Origin of the sequence: Serratia sp. CY32780 (assembly GCF_052169135.1) — a bacterium.
Lineage (GTDB): Bacteria > Pseudomonadota > Gammaproteobacteria > Enterobacterales > Enterobacteriaceae > Serratia > Serratia sarumanii.
In genome coordinates this window covers 440923-467266 of sequence record NZ_JBJNLI010000002.1, presented here as the reverse complement: position 1 = coordinate 467266, position 26344 = coordinate 440923, and the positions used below count along the sequence as shown (strand labels likewise).

The window sequence follows — 26344 nt, the reverse complement described above, 5'->3', positions numbered from 1 at the left end:
TGACATGGCGAAAAACCTAATTCTCTGGTTAGTCATCGCGGTAGTGTTGATGTCTGTATTCCAGAGCTTTGGGCCCAGCGAGTCGAATGGCCGTAGGGTGGATTACTCTACCTTCATGTCCGAACTGACCCAGGACCAGGTTCGCGAAGCGCGAATCAACGGACGTGAAATTAACGTTACCAAGAAAGACAGTAACAAATACACGACCTACATCCCTGTCAACGATCCTAAGTTGCTGGATACGTTGTTAACGAAGAATGTGAAAGTTGTCGGCGAGCCGCCTGAAGAGCCGAGCCTGCTGGCTTCTATCTTTATCTCCTGGTTCCCGATGCTGTTGCTGATCGGGGTCTGGATCTTCTTTATGCGGCAAATGCAGGGCGGCGGCGGCAAGGGCGCGATGTCCTTCGGCAAGAGCAAGGCCCGCATGCTGACGGAAGACCAGATCAAGACCACTTTCGCCGATGTCGCCGGTTGTGACGAAGCGAAAGAAGAGGTGAGCGAACTGGTGGAATACCTGCGCGAGCCGAGCCGTTTCCAGAAATTGGGCGGCAAGATCCCGAAAGGCGTGCTGATGGTTGGCCCACCGGGGACCGGTAAAACGCTGTTGGCGAAAGCGATCGCCGGCGAAGCGAAGGTGCCGTTCTTCACTATTTCCGGTTCCGACTTCGTCGAAATGTTCGTCGGTGTGGGTGCATCCCGCGTGCGCGACATGTTCGAGCAAGCGAAGAAAGCCGCGCCGTGCATCATCTTCATCGATGAAATCGACGCCGTCGGTCGCCAGCGTGGCGCCGGCCTGGGTGGCGGTCACGATGAGCGCGAACAGACCCTGAACCAGATGCTGGTTGAGATGGACGGTTTCGAAGGCAACGAAGGCATCATCGTCATTGCGGCCACCAACCGCCCGGACGTGCTTGACCCTGCGCTGCTGCGCCCGGGCCGTTTCGACCGTCAGGTTGTGGTCGGGCTGCCGGATGTGCGTGGCCGTGAGCAGATCCTGAAGGTGCACATGCGCCGCGTGCCGTTGGCGGCCGACATCGACGCCTCCGTCATTGCGCGCGGTACGCCGGGCTTCTCCGGTGCCGATCTGGCTAACCTGGTCAACGAAGCGGCGCTGTTCGCCGCCCGCGGCAACAAGCGCGTGGTGTCGATGGTGGAGTTCGAGAAAGCCAAAGACAAGATCATGATGGGTGCGGAACGCCGCTCCATGGTGATGACCGAAGCGCAGAAAGAGTCGACCGCGTATCACGAAGCGGGCCATGCCATCATTGGCCGCCTGGTTCCTGAACACGATCCGGTGCATAAGGTGACCATCATTCCTCGCGGCCGTGCGCTCGGCGTGACCTTCTTCCTGCCGGAAGGGGATGCGATCAGCGCCAGCCGTCAGAAGCTGGAGAGCCAAATCTCCACCCTGTACGGCGGCCGTCTGGCGGAAGAGATCATCTACGGGCCGGAGAAAGTCTCTACCGGTGCGTCGAACGACATCAAAGTGGCGACCTCCATCGCCCGCAACATGGTGACCCAGTGGGGCTTCTCCGAGAAGCTGGGGCCGCTGCTGTATGCGGAAGAAGAGGGCGAAGTGTTCCTGGGCCGTTCCGTGGCCAAGGCGAAGCACATGTCGGATGAAACCGCGCGCATCATCGACCAGGAAGTGAAGTCGCTGATCGAGCGTAACTACACGCGTGCTCGCTCGCTGCTGATGGAAAACATGGACATCCTGCACTCGATGAAGGATGCGCTGATGAAGTACGAAACCATCGATGCGCCGCAGATCGACGATCTGATGAACCGCAAAGACGTGCGTCCGCCTGCGGGTTGGGACGATGCGAACAAAGGCAACAGCTCCGACAACGGCGGCACCCCGAAAGCCCCGACGCCGGTAGATGAGCCGCGCACCCCAACGCCGGGCAACACCATGTCCGAACAGCTCGACAAGTAACTGCGGCTGTGTAATAACATCAAACCCCGGCATGCCGGGGTTTTTTTTGCCCGGCGGGCAGTGAACCAGGCAACAGTAAGGTGGACCAACCATGCAGTTAACCGTGCGCGACATGACGCTCAATCTCTCCCATCCGCAGGTGATGGGCATCCTCAACGTGACGCCGGATTCGTTTTCCGACGGCGGCCGCCACAACACCCTGAACCAGGCGCTGCTGCACGCGCATGCGCTGATTTCGGCCGGCGCCACGATGATCGATATCGGCGGCGAGTCGACAAGGCCGGGGGCGGCAGAGGTGAGTGAAGAGGAAGAATTGGAACGGGTCGTGCCGGTAGTGGAAGCGCTGGCGCAGCGTTTTGAAGTCTTTATCTCTGTCGATACCTCGAAAGCGGGCGTGATCCGCGAATCAGCGCACGCCGGCGCACACCTGATCAACGACATCCGTTCGCTGCAGGAGCCGGGTGCCCTGGCGGCGGCGGCGGAAAGCGGGCTGCCGGTCTGTCTGATGCATATGCAAGGGCAGCCGCGCACCATGCAGCAGGCGCCGCACTACGATGACCTGATTGCCGACGTTCAGGCGTTTTTCGAGCACCATATCCGGCGCTGTAACGAGGCGGGGATAACAAATCAGAAATTGCTGCTCGACCCAGGCTTCGGTTTCGGTAAAAATTTGGCGCACAACTATCAGCTTCTGGCGCGGTTGTCGGAGTTTCATCGTTTCGGTTTGCCGCTATTGGTCGGCATGTCGCGTAAATCGATGATTGGGCAACTGCTGAACGTGCCGCCGGATCAACGGGTGATCGGCAGCGTGGCCTGCGCGGTGATCGCGGCGATGCAGGGCGCGCAGATTGTCAGAGTGCATGACGTTAAAGAAACCGTCGAGGCGATGCGTGTCGTCGAGGCAACACTTTCAGCTAAGGGACAGTAGAGACATGAGCGAGCGCAAATATTTTGGCACCGACGGCATCCGTGGCAAGGTCGGGGACAGCCCCATCACGCCGGACTTCGTGCTGAAGCTGGGCTGGGCGGCCGGTAAAGTGCTGGCGCGCCACGGTTCGCGCAAAATCATCATCGGTAAGGACACGCGCATCTCCGGTTATATGCTAGAGTCCGCGCTGGAGGCCGGCCTGGCGGCCGCAGGATTGTCCGCCTCCTTCACCGGGCCGATGCCCACCCCGGCGGTGGCTTATCTGACGCGCACCTTCCGCGCCGAAGCCGGCATCGTCATCTCCGCCTCGCATAACCCGTTTTATGACAACGGCATCAAGTTCTTCTCGATCGACGGCGCCAAGCTGCCGGACAACGTCGAAGAAGCTATCGAAGCCGAGATGGAAAAACCGCTGACCTGCGTGGAGTCCGCCGAGCTGGGTAAAGCCAGCCGCATCATCGACGCCGCCGGCCGCTATATCGAATTCTGCAAAGGCACCTTCCCAAGCGAGCTGAGCCTGAAGGGGCTGAAAATCGTGGTTGACTGCGCCAACGGGGCGACCTACCACATCGCGCCGAGCGTGCTGCGCGAGCTGGGCGCCACGGTGATCGCCATCGGCGTTGAGCCGGACGGCATGAACATCAACGAAAAATGCGGCGCTACCGACGTGCGTCAGCTGCAGGAGCGCGTGCTGCTGGAAAAAGCGCACGTGGGCCTGGCGTTCGACGGCGACGGCGATCGCGTGATGATGGTGGATCACCTGGGCAACAAGGTGGACGGCGATCAGATCTTGTACATCATCGCCCGCGAAGGCCTGCGTCAAGGGCAACTGCGCGGTGGTGCGGTCGGCACCCTGATGAGCAACATGGGGCTGGAGCTGGCGCTGAAACAGCTGGGTATTCCGTTCGCTCGCGCCAAAGTGGGCGACCGCTATGTGTTGGAGAAGCTGCAGGAGCTGGGCTGGCGTATCGGTGCGGAAAACTCCGGCCATGTGATCCTGCTGGACAAAACCACCACCGGCGACGGTATCGTGGCCGGGCTGCAGGTGCTGACCGCCATGGTGCGCAACCACATGAGCCTGCATGACCTGTGCAGCGGCATGAAGCTGCTGCCGCAGATCCTGGTCAACGTGCGCTTCGCCGGCGAACACAATCCGCTGGAGTCCGACGCGGTGCGTAAAGTCACCGAGCAGGTAGAGGCCGAGTTGGCCGGCCGCGGCCGGGTGCTGCTGCGCAAATCGGGCACCGAGCCGCTGATCCGCGTAATGGTGGAAGGCGAGGACGAGCAGCAGGTGACCGCGCTGGCGCATCGCATCGCCGACGCGGTGAAATCCGCCGGTTAAAACAGACAGTTAGCCATCGGGCTCGGCACAGCTGAGCCCTAATAGGCGATTGTTGGCGTTTTTTTCCGCAAACGCGCCGGCGGCTGCAAATTGCCCTTGCGCGGGTTGGCGGCTTTGGTTAGTATTCACACCCGCTTCAGTAGGCAGTTTATAAAAACGCCTGCTTGATGAGTGTGAAGCATTTGGCATGCGGTGAGGCCGCAAGGATACGGGTACTACTATGTACGAAGCTCTTCTGGTAATTTTCCTGCTGATTTCAATCGGGCTGGTAGCTCTGATTATGTTGCAGCAAGGTAAAGGCGCTGATATGGGAGCCTCTTTCGGAGCAGGTGCATCAGGCACATTGTTCGGTTCGAGTGGTTCCGGTAACTTTATGACCCGCATGACTGCTGTGCTGGCGACGCTGTTCTTCGTCATCAGCCTGATTCTGGGCAACCTCAGCAGCAACCAAAGCAAGAAAGGCAGTGAGTGGGAAAACCTGGGTCAGCCAGTGAAAACTGAGCAGACAACCGCGCCGGCAGCACCTGCCAAGCCGAGCAGCGATATCCCGCAGTAAGCCGAAAAAGTTTGTAAACGGTGGTTGTGAACTCGAAAGAACAACGGTCGTTAGCAGTAAGAATCAGTACCGAGGTGGTGGAATTGGTAGACACGCTACCTTGAGGTGGTAGTGCCCTAACGGGCTTGTGGGTTCGAGTCCCATCCTCGGTACCAAATCCCAGAGATAACTTGCAATTTTGCGATTATCGGCGTAGTATTTGCCACGTTTTCGGACGCGGGGTGGAGCAGCCTGGTAGCTCGTCGGGCTCATAACCCGAAGGTCGTCGGTTCAAATCCGGCCCCCGCAACCACTTTCCTTTAAGTGTTTATTTTCAAATACACTTTTCGATTGAAATCCGCTTTTCTCGATCAACATTTGAAAATGACACTTGCTCGAAAGTTGTACCGAGGCCGCCTAGCGGCAAACAGGGTCCAGTTGCATAAAGCCCCGATTTTTCGGGGTTTTTTGTTATTTGGCAACAGAATCACTGGGCTATTTAGCCCTTTTTTTATGTCTTGGGGGTGGGCTTGTCCACATTAGAGCAACAGTTAACAGAGATGCTTTCGGCACCCGTAGAAGCGTTGGGCTTTGAGCTTGTAGGCATCGAATTCATTCGTGCGCGCCAATCGACGCTCCGCATCTATATTGATAGTGATAACGGCATCAATGTTGATGATTGCGCTGATGTCAGCCACCAGGTCAGCGCTGTATTGGACGTCGAAGATCCAATCACGGTCGCTTACAACTTGGAAGTCTCCTCTCCTGGCCTTGATCGCCCGATGTTCACCGCAGAGCACTATACGCGTTTCCTCGGTGAAGAAGTCAGCCTGGTCCTGCGCATGGCGGTACAGAACCGTCGCAAGTGGCAGGGTATTATCAAGTCTGTCGAAGGCGAGATGATCACGGTTACTGTGGAAGGGAAAGATGAAGTGTTCGCGCTGAGCAACATCCAGAAAGCGAACCTGGTACCCCACTTTTAAAGTTTGGAAGAGGCAACTAGGATGAACAAAGAGATTCTGGCTGTTGTTGAAGCAGTTTCCAATGAAAAATCCCTTCCGCGTGAGAAGATTTTCGAAGCGCTGGAAACTGCATTAGCCACCGCAACCAAGAAAAAATACGAGCAGGAAATCGACGTGCGCGTCAGCATTGACCGCAGAACCGGCGATTTCGATACCTTCCGCCGTTGGGTCGCCGTAGACGAAGTGACGCAGCCAACGCGTGAAATCACGCTGGAAGCCGCTCAGTTTGAGGATCCGAGCATCGAGCTCGGCGGCTACGTCGAAGATCAGATCGAATCCGTGACCTTCGACCGTATCACCACCCAAACCGCCAAGCAGGTTATCGTGCAGAAAGTGCGCGAAGCCGAGCGTGCGATGGTGGTTGACGCTTTCCGTGAACACGAAGGTGAGATCGTCACCGGCGTGGTGAAGAAAGTGAACCGTGACAGCATCGCACTGGATCTGGGCAACAACGCCGAAGCGGTGATTGGCCGTGAAGACATGCTGCCGCGCGAAAACTTCCGTCCGGGCGACCGCATTCGCGGCGTACTGTACGCCGTGCGTCCTGAAGCTCGCGGCGCGCAGCTGTTCGTCAGCCGTTCCAGCTCGGAAATGCTGAAAGAACTGTTCCGCATCGAAGTGCCGGAAATCGGCGAAGAAGTGATTGAAATTAAAGCGGCAGCCCGCGATCCAGGCTCCCGCGCGAAAATTGCAGTGAAAACCAACGACAAGCGCATCGACCCGGTCGGCGCCTGCGTAGGTATGCGCGGTGCGCGCGTTCAGGCCGTGTCGAGCGAGCTCGGCGGCGAACGTATCGACATCATCCTGTGGGATGATAACCCAGCGCAATTCGTCATCAACGCCATGGCACCGGCCGACGTCGCGTCGATCGTGGTAGACGAAGATAACTGCACCATGGATATCGCCGTTGAAGCCAGCAACCTGGCGCAGGCGATCGGCCGTAACGGCCAAAACGTGCGTTTGGCTTCCCAGCTGCTGAAACAACACCGCGGCGACGATCGTTGGGAACTGAACGTGATGACGGCGGACGACCTGCAGGCCAAGCACCAGGCCGAGGCTCATGCCGCTATTGATACCTTCACCAAGTATCTTGATATCGACGAAGATTTCGCCACCGTACTGGTTGAAGAAGGCTTCTCCACGCTGGAAGAGCTGGCCTACGTGCCGATCAAAGAGCTGTTGGAAATCGACGGTCTGGATGAAGATACGGTTGAAGCATTGCGCGAACGCGCCAAAGCTGCATTGACCACGCTGGCCCTGGCTCAAGAAGAAAGCCTGGGCGACAACAAACCGGCCGACGATTTGCTCAACCTGCCGGGTCTTGAGCGCAGCATGGCCTTTAAACTGGCCGCGCGTGGGGTTTGTACGCTGGAAGATCTTGCCGAGCAGGGTGTTGACGATCTGGCTGATATTGAAGGGCTTAGCGACGAGCAAGCCGGCGAGCTGATCATGGCTGCACGCAATATCTGTTGGTTTGGCGACAACGCGTAATAACTGTAGCAGGAAGGAACAGCATGACGACAGATGTAACCGTAAAATCGCTGGCAGCAGAGATTCAGACTCCGGTTGATCGCCTGGTACAGCAGTTTGCTGATGCAGGGATCAACAAGTCCGAGTCGGACTCTGTTACCCAGCAAGAAAAAGAAACATTGCTGGCGCACCTGAACCGTGAACACGGTAGCGCGCCGGGTAAACTCACTTTGCAGCGCAAAACGCGCAGCACCTTGAATATCCCGAGCACCGGCGGTAAAAGTAAATCGGTGCAAATTGAGGTCCGCAAGAAACGCACTTATGTAAATCGCGATACGCAGGAAGCCCAGTTGGCTGAAGCGGCAGAGCAGGCACAGCGTGAAGCGGAAGAGCAGGCACGGCGCGAAGCGGAAGAGCTCGCAAAACGCGAAGCGGAAGCGAAGCGCGCAGCCGAAGAGCAAGCCAAACGTGAGGCCGCGGAGATTGCTAAGCGTAATTCAGCGGAAAAAGAAAAAGTGACCAATCAACATACCGACGAAATGACCAAGCCAGCTCAGGCGGAAAAAGCACGCCGTGAAGCCGAAGCCGCTGAACTGAAACGCAAAGCGGAAGAGGAAGTGCGCCGCAAGGTTGAAGAGGAAGCCAAGCGCGTGGCGGAAGAAGCCCGTCGCATGGCCGAAGAGAACGGCGAGAAGTGGGCCCAGGCAGACGCGGCAAGCGCCGCGGTTGAAAGCGCCGACTATCACGTGACCACCTCTCAGCACGCCCGCGCCGCGGAAGACGAAAACGACGCCAAAGTTGAAGGCGATCGTCGCAGCCGCACCCGCGGCGGCAAAGCCACCAAGCAGAAGAAAGGCAACAAGCTGTCCGAATCCAAAGCGGATCGCGAAGAAGCGCGTGCCGTTACCCGTGGCGGTAAAGGCAAACGCAAGCCTAGCGCTCTGCAGCAGGGCTTCAACAAGCCGGCGCAGGTGGTTAACCGTGACGTGGTGATCGGCGAAACCATCACCGTGGCCGAGCTGGCCAACAAGATGGCGGTAAAAGGTTCTCAGGTCATCAAAGTGATGATGAAGCTGGGCGCCATGGCCACCATCAACCAGGTTATCGACCAGGAAACCGCACAGCTGGTTGCCGAAGAGATGGGCCACAAAGTTATCCTGCGTCGTGAAAACGAGCTGGAAGAAGCGCTGATGAGCGACCGTGATACGGGCGCTGCGGCCGAGCCGCGCGCGCCGGTCGTGACCATCATGGGCCACGTTGACCACGGTAAAACCTCTCTGCTGGACTACATCCGCTCCACCAAAGTGGCGGCGGGCGAAGCCGGCGGCATTACCCAGCACATCGGTGCCTACCACGTAGAAACCGAGAACGGCATGATCACCTTCCTGGATACTCCGGGCCACGCCGCGTTTACCTCGATGCGTGCTCGCGGTGCTCAGGCGACTGACATCGTGGTGCTGGTAGTGGCGGCCGACGACGGCGTGATGCCACAGACCATCGAAGCTATCCAGCACGCGAAAGCGGCGCAGGTGCCATTGGTGGTTGCGGTGAACAAAATCGACAAGCCGGAAGCCGATCCGGACCGCGTTAAGCAGGAACTGTCTCAGTACGGCGTTATGCCGGAAGAGTGGGGCGGCGAAGCGCAGTTCGTCCACGTGTCCGCGAAAGCCGGTACCGGTATCGACGAACTGCTGCAGGCTATCCTGCTGCAGGCCGAAGTTCTGGAACTGAAAGCGGTTCGCAGCGGCATGGCGAGCGGCGTGGTGATCGAGTCCTTCCTGGATAAAGGCCGTGGCCCTGTGGCTACCGTGCTGGTTCAGGAAGGTACGCTGAACAAGGGCGACATCGTTCTGTGCGGCTTCGAATACGGCCGTGTGCGTGCGATGCGCGACGAATTGGGCCGTGACGTGACCTCTGCCGGTCCGTCTATTCCTGTGGAAATCCTGGGTCTGTCCAGCGTGCCTGCAGCGGGTGACGAAGCGACCGTGGTGCGTGACGAGAAGAAAGCGCGTGAAGTGGCGCTGTACCGTCAGGGCAAGTTCCGCGAAGTCAAACTGGCGCGTCAGCAGAAGTCCAAGCTGGAAAACATGTTCGCCAACATGACCGACGGCGAAGTGTCCGAGCTGAACATCGTACTGAAGTCCGACGTACAGGGTTCTTGCGAAGCGATCAGCGACTCGCTGCTGAAACTCTCCACCGACGAAGTGAAGGTGAAGATTGTCGGCTCCGGCGTAGGTGGCATCACCGAAACCGACGCGACGCTGGCTGCGGCTTCCAACGCCATCATCCTGGGCTTCAACGTGCGTGCCGACGCTTCTGCGCGCCGCGTGATCGAAGCGGAAAGCCTGGATCTGCGTTACTACTCCGTGATCTATAACCTGATCGACGAAGTGAAGCAGGCGATGAGCGGTATGCTGGCGCCGGAATACAAGCAGCAGATCATCGGCCTGGCCGAAGTGCGTGACGTGTTCAAATCGCCTAAGTTCGGCGCTATCGCCGGCTGTATGGTTACCGAAGGGACCATCAAGCGTCACAACCCAATCCGCGTACTGCGCGACAACGTGGTTATCTATGAAGGCGAGCTGGAATCCCTGCGTCGCTTCAAAGATGACGTTAACGAAGTCCGTAACGGCATGGAATGTGGTATCGGCGTTAAGAACTATAACGACGTGCGCGTCGGCGACATGATCGAAGTGTTCGAAATCATTGAGATCCAACGCTCCATCGCTTAACGATTGCACATCTGCTTATATCTGTTTACGGGGGGCCTTGTGCCCCCCGATTTGTCTGGAGAATCCAAAATGGCAAAAGAATTCAGCCGCGGCCAACGCGTGGCGCAAGAGATGCAGAAAGAGATTGCGATCATTCTGCAGCGTGAAGTGAAAGATCCGCGCGTCGGCATGGCGACCGTTTCCGGCGTAGAAGTGTCCCGCGACCTGGCGTATGCCAAGGTTTACGTCACCTTTCTGAACGTACTGACCGAGAACCACGATCCGGATCTGGTCACCAACGGCATTAAAGCGTTGCAGGACGCTTCCGGTTACATCCGCACCCTGCTGGGCAAAGCGATGCGCCTGCGCGTGGTGCCGGAGCTGACCTTCGCTTACGACAACTCCCTGGTGGAAGGCATGCGCATGTCCAACCTGGTGACCAACGTGGTGAAGAACGACGCCGAGCGCCGTTCCGCCTCAGGTGATGACAAGGAGGATTAATGAGTCGCCCTCGTCGCCGCGGCCGTGATATCCACGGCGTGCTGTTGCTGGACAAGCCGCAGGGTTTGTCGTCCAACGATGCGCTGCAAAAAGTAAAACGCCTGTACAACGCCAACCGGGCGGGCCATACCGGCGCGCTCGATCCGCTGGCGACCGGCATGCTGCCTATCTGCCTGGGCGAAGCGACCAAGTTTTCGCAATATCTGCTCGATTCCGACAAGCGCTATCGGGTGATCGCCAAGCTGGGGCAGCGTACCGATACCTCCGACGCCGACGGCCAGATCGTGCAGGAGCGCCCGGTGAACTTCACCCAGGCGCAGCTCGACGCGGCGCTGGACACCTTCCGCGGCGATATCCAGCAGGTACCGTCGATGTATTCGGCGCTGAAATACCAGGGCAAGAAACTCTACGAGTATGCGCGCCAGGGCATTGAAGTGCCGCGCGAAGCGCGCAGCATCACGGTGTACGAGCTGCAGTTTATCCGTTGGGAAGGGGATGAGCTGGAGCTGGAGATCCACTGCTCGAAAGGCACCTACATCCGCACCATCACCGACGATCTCGGCGAGCTGCTGGGCTGCGGCGCGCACGTGATCTATCTGCGCCGCCTGCAGGTGGCGACTTATCCGATCGCGCGCATGGTGACGCTGGAACAGCTGAACGCTTTGCTGGCTCAGGCGCAGGAACAGGCGATCGCGCCCGGCGAGCTGCTCGATCCGCTGCTGATGCCGATGGACAGCCCGGTTGAGAACTATCCGGAAGTGAATTTGCTGCCGGTGGTGGCGGGCTACGTCAAGCAGGGGCAACCGGTGCAAGTGGCCGGCGCGCCGGCTTCCGGCCTGGTGCGCATCACCGAGGGTGAAGAGCGAAAATTCATCGGCGTTGGTGACATCGCCGAGGACGGTCGCGTGGCGCCGCGCCGCCTGGTGGTCGAGCATTTCGACTGACGGCGGGGCTCTGCGTCGCCTTGCGATCGCACTGCGCTAAGAGTAGAATGGCGCAGCTTATGCATTGGGTTGCTGAATTAGAGATCGGCGCCTGTTTTTATTATCTATAATCTGGAGTATTACAATGTCTCTAAGTGTTGAAGCTAAAGCTCAAATCGTAGCTGATTTCGGTCGTGGTACTAACGACAGCGGTTCTACCGAAGTTCAGGTTGCCCTGCTGACTGCGCAGATCAACCATCTGCAAGGCCACTTCTCCGAGCACAAAAAAGATCACCACAGCCGTCGTGGTCTGCTGCGTATGGTTTCTCAGCGTCGTAAGCTGCTGGACTACCTGAAGCGTAAAGATGTAGCACGTTACACCAGCCTGATCGAGCGTCTGGGTCTGCGTCGCTAATCTAGCAAGTTTCAGTGGAAAGGGGCCTATTTTGGCCCCTTTCTTCTAGGAAGCATAAGCAAATCAGGTTAATGTATTACTGATGTTTCCAAACAGGTTCTTCCGTTACAGAGGTTCGCGCGGCTAATGAGAGGCTTTATCTCCCGCCTGAGATAAGGATTGTCATTAGTCGCGAGGATGTAGTGAGAAGGCAAATCGAGTCACAGGCGTGTCGAGTCGTCAATGCGATTGCGCGCCGCTAATCAAGGATATAATTTTGCTGACACCGATCATTCGCAAATTCCAGTATGGCCAGCATACCGTCACCATCGAAACCGGTATGATGGCGCGTCAGGCCACCGCCGCCGTTATGGTGAGCATGGATGACACCGCCGTCTTCGTTACCGTCGTTGGCCAGAAAAAAGCCAAGCCGGGCCAGAGCTTCTTCCCGCTGACCGTTAACTACCAAGAGCGTACCTACGCCGCCGGCCGCATCCCGGGCAGCTTCTTCCGTCGCGAAGGCCGTCCGAGCGAAGGCGAGACCCTGACTTCTCGTCTGATCGACCGTCCGATCCGTCCACTGTTCCCGGACAACTTCCTGAACGAAGTTCAGGTGATCGCGACCGTGGTTTCCGTTAACCCGCAGGTGAACCCGGACATCGTTGCGATGATCGGTGCTTCCGCAGCCCTGAGCCTGTCCGGTATTCCGTTCAACGGCCCAATCGGCGCCGCGCGCGTGGGTTACATCAACGATCAGTACGTGCTGAACCCGACGACCGATGAGCTGAAAGAAAGCCGTCTGGATCTGGTGGTTGCCGGTACCGCCGGCGCGGTGCTGATGGTGGAATCCGAAGCGGACGTGCTGAGCGAAGATCAGATGCTGGGCGCCGTGGTGTTCGGCCACGACCAGCAGCAAGTGGTTATCGAAAACATCAACGCGCTGGTTGCCGAAGCCGGCAAACCGAAGTGGGATTGGCAGGCGCCTGCGGTCAACGAAGCGCTGCAAGCGCGCGTGGCTGAACTGGCCGAAGCTCGCCTGGGCGACGCTTACCACATCACCGAAAAACAAGAGCGTTACGCTCAGGTTGACGCGATCAAAGACAGCGTTGTTGAAACCCTGCTGGCGCAGGATGAAACGCTGGACGCCGGCGAAATCCAGGACATCCTGGGTAACCTGGAGAAAAACGTGGTGCGCAGCCGCGTACTGCGTGGCGAGCCGCGTATCGACGGCCGTGAAAAAGACATGATCCGTGGCCTGGACGTGCGCACCGGCGTACTGCCGCGCACCCACGGTTCCGCGCTGTTCACCCGTGGCGAAACTCAGGCGCTGGTTACCGCGACCCTGGGCACCGCGCGCGATGCGCAGAACCTGGACGAGCTGATGGGCGAGAAGACCGACAGCTTCCTGTTCCACTACAACTTCCCTCCGTACTCCGTGGGCGAAACCGGCATGGTCGGTTCTCCTAAGCGTCGTGAAATCGGTCACGGTCGCCTGGCGAAACGCGGCGTATTGGCTATGATGCCTAAACCGGAAGATTTCCCGTACACCGTTCGCGTGGTGTCTGAAATCACCGAATCCAACGGTTCTTCTTCCATGGCTTCCGTGTGCGGCGCGTCTCTGGCGCTGATGGACGCCGGTGTGCCAATCAAGGCTGCCGTTGCGGGTATCGCGATGGGCCTGGTGAAAGAAGCCGATAACTTTGTGGTTCTGTCCGACATTCTGGGTGACGAAGATCACCTGGGCGACATGGACTTCAAAGTGGCCGGTAGCCGCGACGGTATCACTGCGTTGCAGATGGACATCAAAATCGAAGGTATCACCCGCGAAATCATGCAGGTGGCTCTGAACCAGGCCAAGGGCGCGCGTCTGCACATCCTGGGCGTGATGGAACAGGCTATCAGCACCCCGCGTGGCGATATCTCCGAATTCGCACCGCGTATTCATACTATCCGCATCAACCCGGATAAGATTAAAGACGTGATCGGTAAGGGCGGTTCCGTTATCCGCGCGCTGACCGAAGAGACTGGCACTACCATCGAAATCGAAGATGATGGTACAGTTAAAATCGCTGCGACCGACGGGGAGAAGGCGAAATTCGCTATCCGTCGTATCGAAGAGATCACGGCAGAGATCGAAGTGGGCCGTATCTACCAGGGTAAAGTGACCCGTATCGTTGATTTCGGCGCATTCGTCGCTATCGGCGGTGGTAAAGAAGGTCTGGTACACATTTCTCAGATCGCCGACAAGCGCGTCGAGAAAGTGACCGACTATCTGCAGATGGGTCAGGAAGTGCCGGTTAAGGTACTGGAAGTTGACCGTCAGGGCCGCGTGCGTCTGAGCATCAAAGAAGCGACGGCGCCGGAAGCGGGTTCACCTGCGCCTGAAGCAGAATAACTGTATAGATAGTTTTACAGCTCCCCGCCACGGGGTTGGGAGCTGTTCGTATCGCGCGGGTAGGATGCCCGCGTTTTAGCAAACGGAGGACAGGACGTTCATCCAATGTTTGTCTTCGGGAGTGGGAAATGAAGCCTTTCTTGCGCTGGTGTTACGTTGCGACAGCACTCATGCTGGCAGGATGCAGCAACCATGATTGGCGTAAAGACGAAGTTTTGGCAATCCCGTTGCAGCCAACGTTGCAGCAGGAAGTGATCCTGGCGCGCATGGAACAAATTCTTGCCAGCCGGGCACTGACGGATGACGAACGCGCACAGCTTTTATATGAGCGCGGTGTGCTGTATGATAGCCTCGGGTTACGTGCATTAGCGCGCAATGATTTCTCGCAGGCGCTGGCGATACGTCCCGACATGCCGGAAGTTTTCAACTACCTGGGCATTTACTTAACGCAGGCAGGCAATTTTGATGCTGCCTATGAAGCGTTTGATTCTGTACTAGAGCTTGATCCAACTTACAATTACGCGCGTTTAAACCGGGGCATCGCACTGTATTATGGCGGCCGCTTCCCGTTGGCGCAGGATGATCTGCAGGCGTTTTATCAAGACGACCCAAACGATCCCTTCCGTTCGTTATGGCTGTATCTGGTGGAGCGAGAAATCGATCCCAAGAAGGCCGAGGTAGCGCTTCAGCAGCGCTATGACAAAGCGGACAGAGGGCAATGGGGATGGAATATTGTCGAATTCTACCTGGGCAAGATCAGCGAAAAAACGCTGATGGAACGCCTCAAGGCAGATGCAACGGATAACACTTCGCTCGCTGAGCATCTCAGTGAAACTGACTTCTATTTGGGTAAACACTACCTGAGTCTGGGGGACAAGGACACCGCTTCGGCGCTGTTCAAACTGACGGTGGCTAACAACGTTCACAACTTCGTTGAGCACCGCTATGCATTGTTGGAATTGGCGCTTTTGGGCCAAGAGCAAGACGACCTATCGGAATCGGACCAGCAATAGCTGACGAACACCTATCAGCCTGATGAACATTGGTTTTTAACCAAAGTTATCGCCTTCACGGGCGAGGGCTTTTTTGTTCGTTTTATAATCTAATTTGAGCCGGTTCACACTTTTCAATGAAAATGACTGAAAATTTTCTCGACGAGTTATGTAGACTGGCTGCCATTATTAATGAGGCACGTGTACATGACGACTGAGTTTGAAACCTCTTTTGCTGATCTGGGGCTGTCTGCTCCAATCATTTCCGCCCTGAACGATCTGGGCTATGAAAAACCATCTCCGATCCAGGCTGAGTGTATTCCTCACCTGTTGAACGGCCGCGACGTGCTGGGCATGGCACAGACCGGTAGTGGTAAAACTGCAGCGTTCTCGCTGCCGCTGCTGCACAACCTGCAGGCAGACCTGAAAGCACCTCAGATCCTGGTGCTGGCACCGACCCGCGAACTGGCGGTTCAGGTTGCCGAAGCGATGACCGATTTCTCCAAACACATGAACGGCGTCAACGTGGTAGCCCTGTACGGCGGCCAGCGTTACGACGTGCAGCTGCGCGCTCTGCGCCAGGGCCCGCAAATCGTTGTGGGTACCCCAGGCCGCCTGCTGGACCACCTGAAACGCGGCACCCTGAACCTCTCCAACCTGAGCGGTCTGGTGCTGGATGAAGCCGACGAAATGCTGCGCATGGGCTTTATCGAAGACGTAGAAACCATCATGGCTGAGATCCCGGCTGAACATCAGACCGCGCTGTTCTCCGCCACCATGCCGGAAGCGATCCGTCGCATCACCCGCCGCTTTATGAAAGAGCCGCAGGAAGTGCGCATCCAGTCCAGCGTGACCACCCGTCCGGACATCAGCCAGAGCTACTGGTCGGTGTACGGCATGCGTAAAAACGAAGCGCTGGTGCGTTTCCTGGAAGCTGAAGACTTTGACGCAGCGATCATCTTCGTCCGTACCAAAAACGCGACCCTGGAAGTGGCCGAAGCGCTGGAGCGCAGCGGTTACAGCAGCGCCGCGCTGAACGGCGACATGAACCAGGCGCTGCGTGAGCAGACCCTGGAGCGCCTGAAAGACGGTCGTCTGGATATCCTGATCGCGACCGACGTTGCGGCCCGCGGCCTGGACGTTGAGCGCATCAGCCTGGTTGTCAACTACGACATCCCGATGGACTCCGAGTCTTACGTTCACCGTATCGGCCGTACCGGTCGTGCGGGCCGCGCCGGCCGCGCGCTGCTGTTCGTGGAAAACCGCGAACGCCGCCTGCTGCGCAATATTGAACGCACCATGAAGCTGACCATCCCGGAAGTGGAACTGCCGAACGCAGAACTGCTGGGCGAGCGCCGTCTGGCCAAGTTCGCCGCAAAAGTTCAGCAGCAGCTGGAAAGCAGCGATCTGGATCTGTACCGCGCACTGCTGACCAAACTGCAGCCGGAAGAAGAGCTGGATATGGAAACCCTGGCCGCAGCGCTGCTGAAAATGGCACAGGGCGAACGTCCGCTGATCCTGCCGCCGGATCCGGTCTTCAAGCCGCGTCAGCGCCGCGAGTTCAACGACCGTGACGATCGTCGCGGTGACCGTGGCGATCGCCGCGACAGCCGTGACGGCGATCGTCCGCGTCGCGAACGTCGTGACGTTGGCGAAATGCAGCTGTACCGCATCGAAGTGGGCCGTGACGATGGCGTAGAAGTGCGTCACATCGTTGGCGCTATCGCTAACGAAGGCGACATCAGCAGCCGTTACATCGGTAACATCAAGCTGTTCGCGTCCCACTCCACCATCGAGCTGCCAAAAGGCATGCCGGGCGAGATCCTGAATCACTTCACTCGCACCCGCATCCTGAACAAGCCGATGAACATGCAGCTGCTGGGCGATGCACAGCCGTTCGAACGCCGCGAGCGTCGTGACGGTGGCAACGGCGGCGAGCGTCGCGGCAACGGGCGTCCGTTCAACGGCGAACGTCGCGAAGGCGGCCCACGTCGTTCCTTCGGCGAACGTCGTGAAGGCGGCAACGGCGGCGAGCGTCGTGGCGGTAACTACAACCGTGACGGCAAACCGGCGCCACGCCGTGATGACGGCGCACCGGCTGCACCACGCCGTCGTTTCGGCGACGCGTAATCGCTGATTCACCGTTCGCGGTGAAACGCTCTGAAAAACCAGCCTGCGGGCTGGTTTTTTTATGCCTGAAAGTTGCCGTCAAACGCCCCTGAATGGCGTATCATTCATAAGGTTTTTTCTTACGGATGATATGCACGGGAGATGCCATGAGTTGGCAGCAGTTCAAATCTCAATACCTGGTGCGCTTTTGGGCGCCGCTGCCGGCGGTGATCGCCGCCGGGATCCTTTCTACCTACTATTTCGGCATGACCGGCACCTTCTGGGCGGTGACCGGCGAGTTCACCCGCTGGGGCGGCCATGTGCTGCAGTGGTTCGGCCTGCACCCCGAGCAGTGGGGCTATTTCAAGGTTATCGGCCTGCAGGGCACGCCGCTGGAGCGCATCGACGGGCGCATGATCATCGGCATGTTCGCCGGCTGCATCGCCGCCGCGCTGTGGGCCAACAACATCAAGCTGCGCCAGCCGCAGCACCGCATTCGCATCGTGCAGGCGCTGCTGGGCGGCATTATCGCCGGCTTCGGCGCGCGCCTGGCGATGGGCTGTAACCTGGCGGCATTCTTCACCGGTATTCCGCAGTTCTCGCTGCACGCCTGGTTCTTCGCGCTGGCGACCGCCGCAGGGTCGTACTTCGGCGCCAAATTCACGCTGCTGCCGATGTTCCGCATTCCGGTTAAATTGCAAAAGGTGAAGGCCGCCGCGCCGCTGACGCAGAAGCCTGAGCAGGCGCGCCGCCGCTTCCGGCTGGGCATGGCGGTCTTCGGCCTGGCGGTGGCCTGGTCGCTATGGACGCTGTTCGATGCGCCGAAGCTCGGCATCGCCATGTTGTTCGGCATCGGCTTCGGTCTGCTGATCGAACGCGCGCAGATCTGCTTCACCTCGGCGTTCCGCGATCTGTGGATCACCGGCCGCACCCACATGGCGAAAGCCATCATCATCGGCATGGCGGTGAGCGCCATCGGCATCTTCAGCTACGTGCAGCTCGGCGTGGCGCCGAAAATCATGTGGGCCGGCCCGAATGCGGTGCTGGGCGGCTTGCTGTTCGGCTTCGGCATCGTGCTGGCCGGCGGTTGCGAGACCGGCTGGATGTACCGCGCGGTGGAAGGGCAGGTGCACTACTGGTGGGTGGGGCTGGGCAACATCATCGGCGCCACGCTGCTGGCCTATTACTGGGACGATCTGGCGCCGGCGCTGGCGACCGACTACGACAAGATCAACCTGCTCGACACCTTCGGCCCGATCGGCGGCCTGCTGGTGACCTACCTGCTGCTGGCGCTGGCCTTCGCCGCCATGCTGTGGTGGGAGAAACGCTTTTTCCGCGCCCGGCCTGAGGCGCAGGTGGTGAATTTGAGGAGCCTGCCATGAAAGAGACGACGATAGTGCCGGACTACCGGCTGGACATGCTGGGCGAGCCTTGCCCGTACCCGGCGGTGGCGACGCTGGAGGCGATGCCGCAGCTGAAGCCGGGGGAAATCCTGGAGGTGATCAGCGATTGCCCGCAGTCGATCAACAACATTCCGCTCGACGCGCGCAACCACGGCTACAAGGTGCTGGATATCCAGCAGGACGGGCCGACCATCCGCTATCTGATCCAGCGTTAACGCCGAGGCGGTGGGGTTCCCCACCGCCTTTTCGCGTTTTATCCCTTCACGACGTCGCCTTTCACTCCGGCAACAATCTCGAACGAACGCAGCCGCGCCTGGTGATCGAAGATCTGGCCGTTGACCATGATCTCGTCGGCATCGGTTTCACGCAGCAGCGTTTGCAGCCCGTGGCGCACGGTTTTTTCATCGCCGACGATCGACATCCGCAGCGCCTGCTCGACGCCGTATTGCTCACCGGCGGTCCACAGCGCGTGGATGTTATCCACCGGCGGCGGCAGCGGGCCGGGCGATCCGCGGCGCAGGTTGATGAACTGCTGCTGCATCGAGCTGAACAGGAAGCGCGCATCGCTATCGCTGTCGGCGGCGATCACGTTGACGCACACCATGGCGTGCGGTTGCGCCAGCTGTTTGGACGGTTTGAAGTTTTCGCGGTACAGCTGCAGCGCCTGGAACAGCATATCCGGGGCGAAGTGCGAGGCGAAGGCGAACGGCAGGCCAAGCTGCGCCGCCAACTGCGCGCTGTAGAGGCTGGAGCCGAGCAGCCAGAGCGGCACGTGCAGCCCCTGGCCCGGCACCGCCTGCACCGGCTGGCCGGGCTGCGCGTCGCAGAAGTAGTTTTGCAGCTCCTGCACGTCGCGCGGGAAGGTATCCACATCGCCGGACAGGTGGCGGCGCAGCGCCATCATGGTGCGCTGATCGGTGCCGGGCGCGCGGCCCAGCCCCAGATCGATGCGGCCGGGGTAGAGCGACTCCAGCGTGCCGAACTGCTCGGCGATCACCAGCGGTGCATGGTTCGGCAGCATCACGCCGCCGGAGCCGAGGCGAATGCTCTGGGTGCCGGCGGCCAGATAGCCCAGCAGCACCGAGGTGGCGGCGCTGCCGATGCCGGTCATGTTGTGGTGCTCGGCCAGCCAGTAGCGCCGGTAGCCCCAGCGTTCGGCGTGCTGCGCCAAATCCAGCGAACAGTGGAAAGCGTCGCGCGCTTTGGCCCCTTGCGGGATTGGCGATAAATCCAGTACCGACAGCGGTACGGCAGTGTTTTCAGTCATGGCATCGTCCATCAGAGAGTGGATCGCTTAAAGGGCGATTGCAGGAATCTGCATACCAAAAAGCCGAAAATGATGCTTTTTAGTGTTAAAAGCATAATCCAATTTATAGTTATAAAAGAGGAGATATGTGCTTGTGATATCCTCATGAGAGCAATGGTGTTTTTTGGAGCAATTTAAGACATGGAAATGATGATCCCCGCCCGCCGCTTACCGTTCCGGGAGCCGACATAATGAAAAAAAAGACGCTGTTTACCCTGTTGCTGATGATGGTGGCGATCGCATTGGCGGTCCTGTTCCGCGCGCACAATCAGGATCTGTTACTGCAGGGTGAAGTGGACGCTCCCGAAGTGATCGTCGCTTCCAAGGCGAAAGGCCGGGTGGTTGAACGCCTGATCGAACGTGGCGACGACGTGAAAAGCGGCCAGCTGATTATCCAGCTCGACAGCCCCGAACTGATGGCGCAGCTGCGTTCCGCGCAGGCCACGCGCGACGAGGCCAAGGCGCAGCTCGATCAGTCGCTGCACGGCACCCGTGAAGAGAGCATCCGCAACCTGCGCGCCAACCTGGCGCAGGCCGAAGCGCAGTACCGCAATGCGCAAAACGACTACAACCGCAACCTGAGCGTGGCCGGCAAGGGCTATATCTCGAAGTCCGAGCTGGACGCTTCGCGCCGGGCGCGCGACACCGCCTTCCAGCAGGTGCAGGCGGCCAAGGCCAACCTGGACGAAGGTATCAACGGCGACCGCGTCGAGCTGCGGCAACAATACGCGGCGGCGCTGCGGGCGGCGGAAGAGAACCTGCTGCAGATCCAGGCGCAGAGCGACGATCTGCAGGTGAAAGCGCCGGTGGACGGCGAAGTGGGGCCGATCCCGGCCGAAGTGGGCGAGCTGCTGAACGCCGGTAGCCCGCTGGTGACGCTGATCCGGGTGCCGGACGCCTACTTCGTGTTTAACCTGCGCGAAGACATCCTGGCCCACGTGCGCAAAGGCGACAAGGTCAAGCTGCGGGTGCCGGCGCTGAAGGACAAAATGATCGACACCGAGGTGCGCTACATCGCGCCGCTGGGGGATTACGCCACCAAACGCGCCACCCGCGCCACCGGCGACTTCGACCTGAAAACCTTCGAAGTGCGCCTGTATCCGTCACAGCCGGTGGACGGCCTGCGTCCGGGGATGAGCACCTTATGGCAATGGAAAGAGTAAGGGCCGGCTGGCGCTGCTTCAGTCACGCGTTCGACAAAGAGTGTCGCGTCGCCTTTCGCAGCCCGGTGGTGCACTGGCTGAGCTGGATCTTTCCGCTGATCCTGTTTGGGCTGATCAGCAGCAACTTCTCCGAAGGCACGCTGCTCGATCTGCCGGTCTCGGTGGTGGACAGCGATCACAGCCCGCTGTCCAAGTCGCTGACCCGGCGGCTGGACGCCGGGTCGCACGCCCACGTCGAGGCCTACGGCGGCGGGCTGCCGGAGTCGCTGAGCCGCCTGCGCAGCGCGCAGGATTACGCGTTGCTGTATATCCCGCCGGACTTTGAGGCCAACGCGCTGTCGGGCAAACAGCCTAGCGTGGTGATGTACTACAACGCGCTGTTCTACGGCGCCGGGCTGTACTCCACCCAGGACTTTGGCGGCCTGATGAACGAAATCAACGCCAGCACCCGCAGCATCATCGCCACCGAGATGGGCAAATCGCTGCCGCCCTTGGCGGACGTGACGCTCTCCTACGGCAGCCTGTTCAACGCCAGCGGCAGCTATATCTATTACCAGCAGTTCGCCGCCACCATCCATCTGCTGCAGTTGTTCGCGGTGACCTGCATGATCTACGTGCTGGCGCGCAGCAAGTCGCTGCTGCAGGCCAAGCCGTTCAGCCTGGCGCTGCTCGGCAAGCTGGCGCCGTACACGCTGTGTTTCACCACCCTGCTGATGGTGGAGATCGCGGCGCTGGTGGGCATCTTTGACGCCCGCGTCAGCGGCAACCCGCTGTTTATGCTGATGATCGGCCTGTTTTACGTGATGGCAGCGCAGAGCATCGGCCTGCTGCTGTACACCTTTACCGGCAGCACCATCACCGCCTACAGCCTGATCGGTATTTTGGTCAGTATCGCGATGACCTTCTCCGGCATGGCGGTGCCTGAGCTGTCGATGCCGCTGCCGGCGCGCATCATTTCCAACATCGAGCCGCTGACCCACGCGCTGTACGCGATGTTCGACGTGTTCCTGCGGCAGGTGCACGCCAGCGCTATTTTCAGCGTGTGTGCGCTGCTGGCGGTCTATCCGCTGGTGGCCGCGCTGCTGGTGCGTAATCGCCTGCCGGCGCGGCTGGCAAAAGAGGGGAACGCCGGATGAAGCTCTATTGGCAAACCTTCGTTAAGGTGCTGCTCGGCATGCTGGAGCGGCCGGTATGGCTGATGCTGATCCTGTCGCTGTGCATCATGAGCATGGTGTACGCCAACCGCACGGTGTGGGATCTGCCGGTGGGGGTGGTCGATCAGGACCACAGCACCGCCAGCCGCCAGCTGATCCGTCAATTGGACGCCACCTCCAAGATAGCGATCGAAACCTACGACAGCCTGGAGCAGGCGCAGCGCGATCTCGGCTGGCGCAAGCTGTTTGCGGTGATCATCATGCCAGTGGATCTGGAGAAGAAGATCCTCAGCGGGCAGAACATCGTGGTGCCGGTGTACGGCGACGCCACCAACCGCCTGGCCAACGGCCAGATCCAACAGGACGTGGTGGCGGCCTATCAGCAGCTGCTGACGGAGTACAACAACGGGCTGCTGCTGCGCAGCGGCTTCAGCGAACGGCAGGCGCAGATACTGCTGACGCCGATACTGGGGCAAACGCTGGACGTGTTTAACCCCGGCATCAGCTTCGCGGCGATCATCTTCCCCGGCCTGCTGGTGATGCTGTTGCAGCACTCGCTGCTGATCGCCTGTATCCGCGTCAATATCGCCATGAAGAGCATGCCCGGCGGCAAGGCGCCGCTGGCGGCGCACCTCGGCGGGCTGACGGCGCTGCTGCCGATCTGGCTGTTCCTGTCGATCGTGCTGTTCGTGCTGTGGCCGTGGGTATTGGGCTATCGGCAGACGGCGAACATCGCCGAACTGCTGCTGCTGACCTTCCCGTTCCTGCTGGCGGTATTGGGGCTGGGCAAGCTGGTGACCGAGTGCCTGCGCAGCGTCGAGATGATCTACCTGACGCTGGCGTTCATCACCACGCCGATCTTCTACCTGTCCGGCACCATCTGGCCGCTGCAGTCGATGCCGGCCTGGGTGCGCGCCATCTCCTACAGCATTCCCTCCACCTGGGGCACCAAGGCGATCGCCGGCGTCAACCAGATGGGGCTGTCGCTGAACGAAGTGTGGGGCGACGTGATGATGATGCTGGTGCTCGGCGTGGTCTACACCCTGCTGGGCTTCGGCGTGGCCTTCTTGCGCAACAGCGTGGCGCTGCGCGGGATGTTCAGGAAACGGCGGGCGTAGGGAACCAATAAAGGCGCCATATTCGGCGCCTTTATTATTTCGTATTATCGATATGTTTAAGGTTGTTTATTTAGCGGGATGTCTATTGTTATTTTTATTTAATTTCTTATATTGACTTTGGTAATTGTCATTATCGACCGGTTTAGGGAATTAATAGTTGGCGTTAGTTTTATTATAACGTGTTATTTAAAGGATGATATGAGTATGTCAACAATAAGAGAGCTTACTTCTGATGAGATGAAACTGATTGGCGGTTGTGGTGATGGAAATAACGGCGGCGATCGTGACAGGCCAAGCAGAGGTGCACCAAACTCCTGTGCCAATCAGGTTGGAATGGGTATCATCATTGGCGCATTTACCGGTTTTTCAGGTGGCCCGCCAGGGATGATAGGTATGGCGGTTGCCGGTGGCTTGATGGGGGCGGTCTCTTGCGCCGATAACAGCCCCGCAGGGAATAATAAGAATAACGGTGGTGCCTTGGGTGGCAATAAAAACGCCAATAGCGTTAATGGGCAGTGTCGATGGTGATGAGAACATCGCTTTTACCGTTTCAACAATAGAGGGTGGGTTATGGCCAATAGACGTATTTTAGGCCCGCTTTGTAATATGATGGCGCTAACGTTGAGCATGCTACTTGTCTCGTTCTCCTCGCTAAGTGTTATTTCATACGGAGAACATTTGGTAGATGCGGTCATCGCGGTTTTTACTTATTTTGGTATCAGAAGCTGCTGCCTGATGTGTGTAAGTTTATTCCATTGGTTCCACGGCGGAAATAACCGTATTCATCTTGATAAATAAACGGTGCCGGCAGAGCCAACTGTCGGCACTGTCCTCGCTAAGACACCAACTCCAACCCCGCTACGCGGCGCCAGTAGCCGTTGCAGTCGGCGTGATCGGTCAAGGCCAAGGGCTTTTCGCCGCGTTCGTTGGCGCGGAAGGCATCGATTTGCGCCAGCGTCTTGGTGCCCTGCGGCGACAGCCGCACGATGTCCACCAGCCCCTGCATGCTCGGCAGGTCGTTGCCGAGGTTGTAGCAGTAGCCGCTCATGGTCTGAATGCCGTTGAGCACGAACACCTGCTGTTGCTCCTGCGAGCGCATCATGCGGCCCTGCGGATACTTGATGCAGCAGGTTTCGCACTCGTCCTTGCCGCGGTTCTCCGAGCGGGCGGTGAAGCAGCGCGCCGAATAGGCCAGCGGCAGGTGGCCGTAGCTCAGCACCTCCACCTCGAAATCGTGGCGGAAGCCCAGCTCGTCGCACTGCGTCAGCAGGTTGGCCAGCCAGTCGCGCGACAGCTCGACCGGCATGCACCAGCGCATCATGCCCTGGCGGCGCAGCAGGCGCAGGGTATAGGCGTTGTAGCAGTTCAGCGCATGGCCGGCGATGAACGGCAAGCCGCGCTCCGCCGCCATGTTCACCGCGCCCAGATCGTTGGCTTCAAACAGGAACTCGCCGTTCTCCACATAGCGTTTCAGCTCATTCAGCTCGGACGGCGCCTGCAGCAGCGCCAGCGTGGAGATCACCACCTGCTTGCCGCTGCGGGCGATTTCGCGCGCCAGCGCCAGCCAATCGCCGACCTTCATCTCGCGCCGCTTGGTGCAGACGCTCTCGCCGAGGTAAATGATGTCGGCGCTGCTCTCTGCCGCCTGCTGATAGAACGCCGCGATGTCGTTTTTCGGCCAGTAGTAGAGCACCGGCCCCAGTGCGTATTTCATGTTTCCTCCGGCTACTGCCATTTGCGGTGATAGGCGCCCAGCGTGGTCTGGGTGCCCTCGGACATCGCGCCCAGCGTCTCCATCCAGGCGGCGTCGGCGCGGTAGGCGGCCGGATCGGCCTGGCAGCGGTCGATCGCCTGGCGCCAGACGCGCGCCACCTGGCTGACGTAAGCCGGGCTGCGCTGGCGGCCTTCGATCTTCACCGAGGCGATGTTGGCGGCCAGCAGCTCCGGCAGCAGCTCCAGCGTATTGAGGCTGGTGGGCTCTTCCAGCGCGTGGTAGCGCACGTCGTCCACCAGATAGCGGCCCTTGCACAGCGTCGGGTAGCCGGCGTTTTCATGGTCCTGGTAGCGGTCGATCAGCACGTCGTTCAGGCGCGACTCCATGCCCTGCGGGGTTTGCTGCCAGCGCACGAACCGTGCCGGCGAACAGGCGCCGACGGTGTTCGGCGATTCGCCGGTCAGGTAGGAAGAGAGATAGCAGCGCCCCTCGGCCATGATACACAGGCTGCCGAAGGCGAACACTTCCAGCGGCACCGGGCTGGTGCGGGCCAGCTGTTTCACCTGATGCATCGACAGCACGCGCGGCAGCACCACCCGGCCTACCTCGAAGTTACGCTGGTAGAAACGGATCGCCTCCTCGTTGGTGGCGGAGGCCTGCACCGAAACGTGGCGCTCCAGCTGCGGGTAGCGCTGGGCGGCGTATTCCAGCATCGCCAGATCCGCCAGAATCAGCGCGTCGGCGCCCAGCTGGGCCGCCATATCCACCGCGCGCTGCCAGCGGGCGTAGCCGTCGGGATGGGCGAAGGTGTTGATGGCGATATGCAGCTTGCGGCCGTGGCGATGCACGTAATCGACCGCTTCCTGCAGCTTTTTCTCGGTGAAGTTGAGGCCGGCGAAGTGGCGCGCGTTGGTATCGTCTTTCAGGCCGATGTAAACGGCGTCGGCGCCGTTATCCACCGCGGCCTTCAGGGCCGGCAGGTTGCCGGCGGGACAAAGCAGCTCCATAGATTTATCCTGGCTTAGCCGTGCACCCGGCCGGGCGCACGCTGTCTTTAAAGGTTGCCGACGGCGGTGTTCCGCCGGCAAACGCGAATCGGGGAGGTCATTTTAGGCAAAGGGGCGTACACAGGTTTTGATTTGGGGCAGCTTATGGCGTATTGATAAACATGGCGGTGAAATGCACTATTTGTTGATATAGACCGCTGAAGCCGCGCGCCAGTGTGGCA

23 protein-coding genes and 2 tRNA genes are annotated in these 26344 nt (G+C 59.3%); 22 read left to right on the top strand and 3 right to left on the bottom strand.

All coding sequences use genetic code 11. From position 1 onward, the window contains the following. Positions 1-4: 4 nt before the first annotated feature. The 18 genes from ftsH (at position 5) to yedF (ending at position 18876) form a co-directional block, all read left to right on the top strand. Complete coding sequence (gene ftsH / locus ACJ8HH_RS15730) at positions 5-1936, top strand: ATP-dependent zinc metalloprotease FtsH (RefSeq protein WP_004933529.1); 1932 nt, start codon at positions 5-7, stop codon at positions 1934-1936. Positions 1937-2027: 91 nt separating this feature from the next. Then, positions 2028-2864: a dihydropteroate synthase gene (gene folP, locus ACJ8HH_RS15725; protein ID WP_033648673.1), complete on the top strand. Its 837-nt coding sequence runs from the start codon at positions 2028-2030 to the stop codon at positions 2862-2864. A gap of 4 nt (positions 2865-2868) precedes the next feature. Beyond that, positions 2869-4206 (top strand): phosphoglucosamine mutase, encoded by a 1338-nt coding sequence (glmM, locus tag ACJ8HH_RS15720; protein ID WP_039567797.1) that lies wholly within the window; start codon positions 2869-2871, stop codon positions 4204-4206. A 220-nt stretch (positions 4207-4426) separates the two neighbouring features. Next, entirely contained in the window at positions 4427-4762 is a 336-nt protein-coding gene (gene secG / locus ACJ8HH_RS15715) for a preprotein translocase subunit SecG (protein ID WP_004933519.1), read from the top strand. 68 nt (positions 4763-4830) lie between these two features. Continuing rightward, positions 4831-4917: transfer RNA gene (locus tag ACJ8HH_RS15710), tRNA-Leu, on the top strand. Between the two features lie 60 nt (positions 4918-4977). Then, positions 4978-5054: transfer RNA gene (locus ACJ8HH_RS15705), tRNA-Met, on the top strand. A gap of 217 nt (positions 5055-5271) precedes the next feature. After that, positions 5272-5724, top strand: a complete 453-nt coding sequence (rimP, locus tag ACJ8HH_RS15700; protein ID WP_028127574.1) for a ribosome maturation factor RimP — start codon at positions 5272-5274, stop codon at positions 5722-5724. Positions 5725-5745: 21 nt separating this feature from the next. After that, positions 5746-7254 carry a transcription termination factor NusA gene (gene nusA / locus ACJ8HH_RS15695; RefSeq protein ID WP_019453340.1) on the top strand — a complete coding sequence of 503 codons (1509 nt, stop codon included), beginning with the start codon at positions 5746-5748 and terminating at the stop codon, positions 7252-7254. A gap of 23 nt (positions 7255-7277) precedes the next feature. Continuing rightward, positions 7278-9965 carry a translation initiation factor IF-2 gene (gene infB / locus ACJ8HH_RS15690; RefSeq protein WP_033636822.1) on the top strand — a complete coding sequence of 896 codons (2688 nt, stop codon included), beginning with the start codon at positions 7278-7280 and terminating at the stop codon, positions 9963-9965. Positions 9966-10034: 69 nt separating this feature from the next. After that, positions 10035-10445 carry a 30S ribosome-binding factor RbfA gene (rbfA, locus tag ACJ8HH_RS15685; protein WP_004933508.1) on the top strand — a complete coding sequence of 137 codons (411 nt, stop codon included), beginning with the start codon at positions 10035-10037 and terminating at the stop codon, positions 10443-10445. Then, positions 10445-11389, top strand: a complete 945-nt coding sequence (gene truB, locus ACJ8HH_RS15680) for a tRNA pseudouridine(55) synthase TruB (RefSeq protein ID WP_039567792.1) — start codon at positions 10445-10447, stop codon at positions 11387-11389. The genes rbfA and truB overlap by 1 nt, the downstream gene beginning before the upstream one ends. 124 nt (positions 11390-11513) lie before the next feature. Further along, complete coding sequence (rpsO, locus tag ACJ8HH_RS15675; protein WP_004933502.1) at positions 11514-11783, top strand: 30S ribosomal protein S15; 270 nt, start codon at positions 11514-11516, stop codon at positions 11781-11783. 256 nt (positions 11784-12039) lie between these two features. Further along, positions 12040-14157, top strand: coding sequence for a polyribonucleotide nucleotidyltransferase (gene pnp, locus ACJ8HH_RS15670; RefSeq protein WP_039567787.1), 2118 nt, complete (start codon positions 12040-12042; stop codon positions 14155-14157). Between the two features lie 128 nt (positions 14158-14285). Continuing rightward, positions 14286-15170 (top strand): lipoprotein NlpI, encoded by an 885-nt coding sequence (gene nlpI / locus ACJ8HH_RS15665; RefSeq protein WP_033636826.1) that lies wholly within the window; start codon positions 14286-14288, stop codon positions 15168-15170. Positions 15171-15286: 116 nt separating this feature from the next. Beyond that, positions 15287-15367, top strand: a complete 81-nt coding sequence (gene yrbN / locus ACJ8HH_RS15660) for a protein YrbN (protein WP_099032700.1) — start codon at positions 15287-15289, stop codon at positions 15365-15367. After that, entirely contained in the window at positions 15357-17279 is a 1923-nt protein-coding gene (locus ACJ8HH_RS15655; protein WP_004933492.1) for a DEAD/DEAH family ATP-dependent RNA helicase, read from the top strand. Before yrbN ends, ACJ8HH_RS15655 begins: the two co-directional genes overlap by 11 nt. 146 nt (positions 17280-17425) lie before the next feature. Continuing rightward, the gene (gene yedE, locus ACJ8HH_RS15650) at positions 17426-18640 is read left to right on the top strand and encodes a selenium metabolism membrane protein YedE/FdhT (protein ID WP_033648664.1); all 1215 of its coding nucleotides are present in this window, start codon (positions 17426-17428) and stop codon (positions 18638-18640) included. Further along, the gene (gene yedF / locus ACJ8HH_RS15645) at positions 18637-18876 is read left to right on the top strand and encodes a sulfurtransferase-like selenium metabolism protein YedF (protein WP_004933486.1); all 240 of its coding nucleotides are present in this window, start codon (positions 18637-18639) and stop codon (positions 18874-18876) included. Before yedE ends, yedF begins: the two co-directional genes overlap by 4 nt. A gap of 38 nt (positions 18877-18914) precedes the next feature. Here the strand turns inward: yedF and ACJ8HH_RS15640 are convergent, their stop codons facing one another. Further along, the gene (locus tag ACJ8HH_RS15640) at positions 18915-19928 is read right to left on the bottom strand and encodes a luciferase-like monooxygenase (RefSeq protein ID WP_049288409.1); all 1014 of its coding nucleotides are present in this window, start codon (positions 19926-19928) and stop codon (positions 18915-18917) included. A 230-nt stretch (positions 19929-20158) separates the two neighbouring features. On the opposite strand from ACJ8HH_RS15640, the gene ACJ8HH_RS15635 reads away from it, so the two are divergent. The 4 genes from ACJ8HH_RS15635 (at position 20159) to ACJ8HH_RS15620 (ending at position 23930) form a co-directional block, all read left to right on the top strand. Continuing rightward, positions 20159-21130, top strand: a complete 972-nt coding sequence (locus ACJ8HH_RS15635; RefSeq protein WP_033636831.1) for an HlyD family secretion protein — start codon at positions 20159-20161, stop codon at positions 21128-21130. Beyond that, a complete protein-coding gene (locus ACJ8HH_RS15630) occupies positions 21112-22266 on the top strand; it encodes an ABC transporter permease (RefSeq protein ID WP_033636832.1) in 1155 nt (384 codons plus the stop codon). Before ACJ8HH_RS15635 ends, ACJ8HH_RS15630 begins: the two co-directional genes overlap by 19 nt. Beyond that, on the top strand, positions 22263-23402 hold the full coding sequence (locus ACJ8HH_RS15625; protein WP_039567780.1) for an ABC transporter permease: 1140 nt from the start codon (positions 22263-22265) through the stop codon (positions 23400-23402). Before ACJ8HH_RS15630 ends, ACJ8HH_RS15625 begins: the two co-directional genes overlap by 4 nt. A gap of 204 nt (positions 23403-23606) precedes the next feature. Continuing rightward, positions 23607-23930: a hypothetical protein gene (locus tag ACJ8HH_RS15620; protein ID WP_101456613.1), complete on the top strand. Its 324-nt coding sequence runs from the start codon at positions 23607-23609 to the stop codon at positions 23928-23930. Positions 23931-24237: 307 nt separating this feature from the next. On the opposite strand, the gene ACJ8HH_RS15615 is transcribed toward ACJ8HH_RS15620, so the two are convergent. Beyond that, entirely contained in the window at positions 24238-25116 is an 879-nt protein-coding gene (locus tag ACJ8HH_RS15615; RefSeq protein WP_060426725.1) for a U32 family peptidase, read from the bottom strand. Between the two features lie 11 nt (positions 25117-25127). Next, positions 25128-26123 carry a ubiquinone anaerobic biosynthesis protein UbiU gene (gene ubiU, locus ACJ8HH_RS15610; RefSeq protein ID WP_015376422.1) on the bottom strand — a complete coding sequence of 332 codons (996 nt, stop codon included), beginning with the start codon at positions 26121-26123 and terminating at the stop codon, positions 25128-25130. Positions 26124-26344 lie beyond the last annotated feature (221 nt).